Consider the following 3,553-nt stretch of genomic DNA (forward strand, 5'->3'; position numbering starts at 1 on the left):
GGGGGGGGGTTGCGGGGTCTGTTCCGCGGACTGCTGCTGGTTCTGCCGGTTCTGCTGGTTCTGTCCCGCGGTCTGCTGGGGCTTGGGGGCGGTCGGGGCCGTGCCGCCTGCCGTCGGGGACGGCTCCGGCGGCGGCGCGGAGGCCGCCGAGGGCTCGCCCCGGACCCGGCCGTCGGGGTCGAGGAAGGCCGGGCTGCCGCCGGGCACCATGCCCAGCTCGCGGGCCCGGCGCTCCAGCGCGTCGGGGGCGGAGTAGTCGTCCACGTCCCGCTGGAGGGCCTGCTCCTCGTCGGTCAGCTCGGTGGTCCGGGTCTTGAGGTCGCGCAGCTTGAAGGAGCCCTGGTTGAGGGCGGAGTTCAGCAGCAGCAGGGTGATCAGGCCGCCGCCGAGGAGTACGACGACGAGCAGGACGAAGGGGGTGCGGGCGGCCGTGCTCGGCCCCGACGGCATGAACCGCCCCAGCCGCGCGGCCCGTCCCTTGAGAGGCCCCTGCTTCGTCACCGCGCTTCCCCGTTCCTCACGAAGGCTCGTCCGCCCGGATCCGCTCCGCCCCGCGCAGTCGGGCCGGGGCCGCGCGCCGGTTCTCCGCGACCTCCTCCTCGGTGGGCAGCTCCGCGCCGCGGGTCAGCAGCTTCAGACGGGGCTGGTACTTCTCCGGGACCACCGGCAGGCCGGGCGGGGCGGTGGTCGCCGCGCCCGCCGCGAAGACCTGCTTGACGATGCGGTCCTCCAGCGACTGGTACGACAGGACGACGACCCGCCCGCCGACGCGGACGGCCTTCACGGCCGCCGGGATCGCCTTCTCGACGCTGTCGAGCTCGTGGTTGACCTCGATCCGCAGCGCCTGGAAGGTGCGCTTGGCCGGGTTGCCGCCGGTGCGCTTGGCGGCCTGCGGCAGCGCGTCGCGGATCAGCTCGACCAGCCGGGCGCTGTTGTCGAACGGCTCCTTCTCGCGCTCGCGCACGATCGCCGAGACGATCCGCTTGGCCTGCTTCTCCTCGCCGTACGCGCGCAGGATCCGGACCAGCTCGCCGGCCGGGTAGGTGTTGAGCACCTCGGCGGCGCTGATCCCGGTCGACTGGTCCATGCGCATGTCGAGCGGGGCGTCCTGGGCGTAGGCGAAGCCGCGGTCGGCCTCGTCCAGCTGCATGGAGGAGACGCCCAGGTCGAACAGGACGCCGTCCACCTTGGGGACGCCGAGCCGGTCGAGGACCTCGGGCAGCTCGTCGTACACCGCGTGCACGAGGGTGGCGCGCTCCCCGAACGGGGCGAGCCTCTCACCGGAGAGGCGCAGCGCCTCCTTGTCCCGGTCGAGGGCGATCAGCCGCACCTCGGGGAACTGGGTCAGCAGGGCCTCGCTGTGCCCGCCGAGTCCGAGCGTGCAGTCGACGACCACCGCATCCGGCCGCTGCAGCGCCGGGGCCAACATGTCCAGGCACCGCTGGAGCATCACCGGGACGTGTCGGTCGTTGCTCAATGCCGCCCTCTCAGAATCCGGCGCGGCGCTCCGTACCGTCGGGTCACTGCCGGGTCCCCGGTACGAGCCGCCGCCCACGCGGGGAGAAACCACTGAAATCGCGCAATGTCTCCGTGAACTGCGCGTCACTTTAGTCCACAGGTCTTCACGGTCAATCAACCGGCTGGCGCGTCGCCGGGGGCGGACGGGACGGAGCCGCGAAACGGACGCCTCACCCGTCTGGGCCCGCTCCGCGCGCGCCTGTGGGTTAGCTCACAACAAGCCTCATTGACGTTCTTTGTCCGCTCTCACAGCGGGCCACGACCGGCTGTGACCACTACCGTCGTAGACATGTCGACCTCCGCGCACCCCTCTGCCGACGCCGCCGACGCCATACGCACCGGCGGGACGGTCACCGACCGCCTCGTCGAGGCGAACGAGCGCTACGCCGCCGACTTCACCGACCCCGGCATGGACGCCCGCCCCGTCCTGAACGTCGCCGTGGTCGCCTGCATGGACGCCCGCCTCGACCTGCACTCCGCGCTCGGCCTGCAGCTCGGCGACTGCCACACCATCCGCAACGCGGGCGGCGTGGTCACCGACGACGTGATCCGCTCCCTCACCATCAGCCAGCGGGCCCTCGGCACCCGCAGCGTGATGCTGGTCCACCACACCGGCTGCGGTCTCGAGTCGCTGACCGAGGACTTCCGGCACGAGCTGGAGGACGAGGTCGGCCAGCGCCCCGCGTGGGCCGTGGAGGCCTTCCGGGACGTCGACCAGGACGTGCGCCAGTCCATGCAGCGGGTGCGGACCTCCCCGTTCCTGCTGCACAAGGACGACGTGCGCGGCTTCGTGTTCGACGTGACGACGGGTCTGCTGCGCGAGATCCACCCGGCGTAGCGCCTCCGTACGGCGCGACACAACACGGCAAACCCCGGCATAACCGCGGCACTTGTCCACAGGCAAGTGACACAACGCGGTGGCGCGAACAAGAATGCCGGTGTGACACCCCCTCGGAACCACTGAGGACGTGTCCTGTTTCGGCGAGGAGGGCCGTGTGACGACCTATGACGAGCGAGCGAGCCTCTCAGATCTGACCACCACAGCGGAGCGGATCCGCCGGTCGGTGGAGAGCGTGATCGAGGGCAAGCCCGAGGTCGTACGCGTTGCACTGACGGTGCTGCTGGCGGAGGGACATCTGCTGATCGAGGACGTACCCGGCGTCGGCAAGACCATGCTGGCGAAGACGCTGGCGAAGTCCGTCGACTGCTCGGTCCGGCGCATCCAGTTCACGCCGGACCTGCTGCCCTCGGACATCACCGGCGTGTCGATCTACGACCAGCAGCGCCGGGACTTCGAGTTCAAGCCGGGCGCGATCTTCGCCCAGATCGTCATCGGCGACGAGATCAACCGCGCGTCGCCGAAGACCCAGTCCGCGCTCCTCGAGTCGATGGAGGAGCGCCAGGTCACCATCGACGGGCAGACGTACGAGCTGCCCAGCCCCTTCATGGTGGTCGCCACCCAGAACCCGGTGGAGATGGAGGGCACCTACCCGCTGCCCGAGGCGCAGCGGGACCGCTTCATGGCCCGGGTCTCGATGGGGTACCCGAGCCCCGAGGCCGAGCTCCAGATGCTCGACGTGCACGGCGCGGTCTCCCCGCTGGAGGACCTGCAGGCGGTGGCGCACGCCCACGACATCGTGAAGCTGATCGACGCGGTCCGGACCGTGCACGTCGCGGACGCGGTGCGCCGGTACGCCGTGGACCTGGTCGCGGCCACCCGCAACCACCCGGACCTCAGACTCGGCGCGTCGCCCCGTGCCACGCTGCACCTGCTGCGTGCCGCCAAGGCCTCCGCCGCGCTCAGCGGCCGCGACTACGTGCTGCCCGACGACCTCCAGGCCCTGGCCGGCCCGGTCCTCGCGCACCGGCTGCTGCCGACCGCGCAGGCCCAGCTGAACCGCCGCACCGCCGAGCAGGTCGTCCGCGACATCCTCCAGCGCACCCCGGTGCCGCAGGCGGCGCCGCCCGCCGGCCCGCTCTACGGCCAGCAGCAGCCCGGCGCGCGGCGGCTGTGATGGCGGCCGCCGGACCCGCC

General features: G+C 71.8%; 4 protein-coding genes. 2 read left to right on the forward strand and 2 right to left on the reverse strand.

The features are described from left to right. Both ftsL and rsmH read right to left on the reverse strand, forming a co-directional pair. On the reverse strand, positions 1-501 hold a 501-nt coding region (ftsL, locus tag VIU94_RS32940; RefSeq protein ID WP_414721051.1), incomplete at its 3' end, for a cell division protein FtsL. Positions 502-517: 16 nt separating this feature from the next. Then, positions 518-1,477 (reverse strand): 16S rRNA (cytosine(1402)-N(4))-methyltransferase RsmH, encoded by a 960-nt coding sequence (rsmH, locus tag VIU94_RS32945; protein WP_331917149.1) that lies wholly within the window; start codon positions 1,475-1,477, stop codon positions 518-520. Positions 1,478-1,807: 330 nt separating this feature from the next. Here rsmH and VIU94_RS32950 point away from each other — a divergent pair, with 330 nt between their 5' ends. Both VIU94_RS32950 and VIU94_RS32955 read left to right on the forward strand, forming a co-directional pair. Further along, positions 1,808-2,356 (forward strand): beta-class carbonic anhydrase, encoded by a 549-nt coding sequence (locus VIU94_RS32950; protein ID WP_331917151.1) that lies wholly within the window; start codon positions 1,808-1,810, stop codon positions 2,354-2,356. A 157-nt stretch (positions 2,357-2,513) separates the two neighbouring features. After that, the gene (locus tag VIU94_RS32955) at positions 2,514-3,533 is read left to right on the forward strand and encodes an AAA family ATPase (protein WP_331917153.1); all 1,020 of its coding nucleotides are present in this window, start codon (positions 2,514-2,516) and stop codon (positions 3,531-3,533) included. Positions 3,534-3,553 lie beyond the last annotated feature (20 nt).

It is taken from the genome of Streptomyces sp. (assembly GCF_036566765.1).
Lineage (GTDB): Bacteria > Actinomycetota > Actinomycetes > Streptomycetales > Streptomycetaceae > Streptomyces.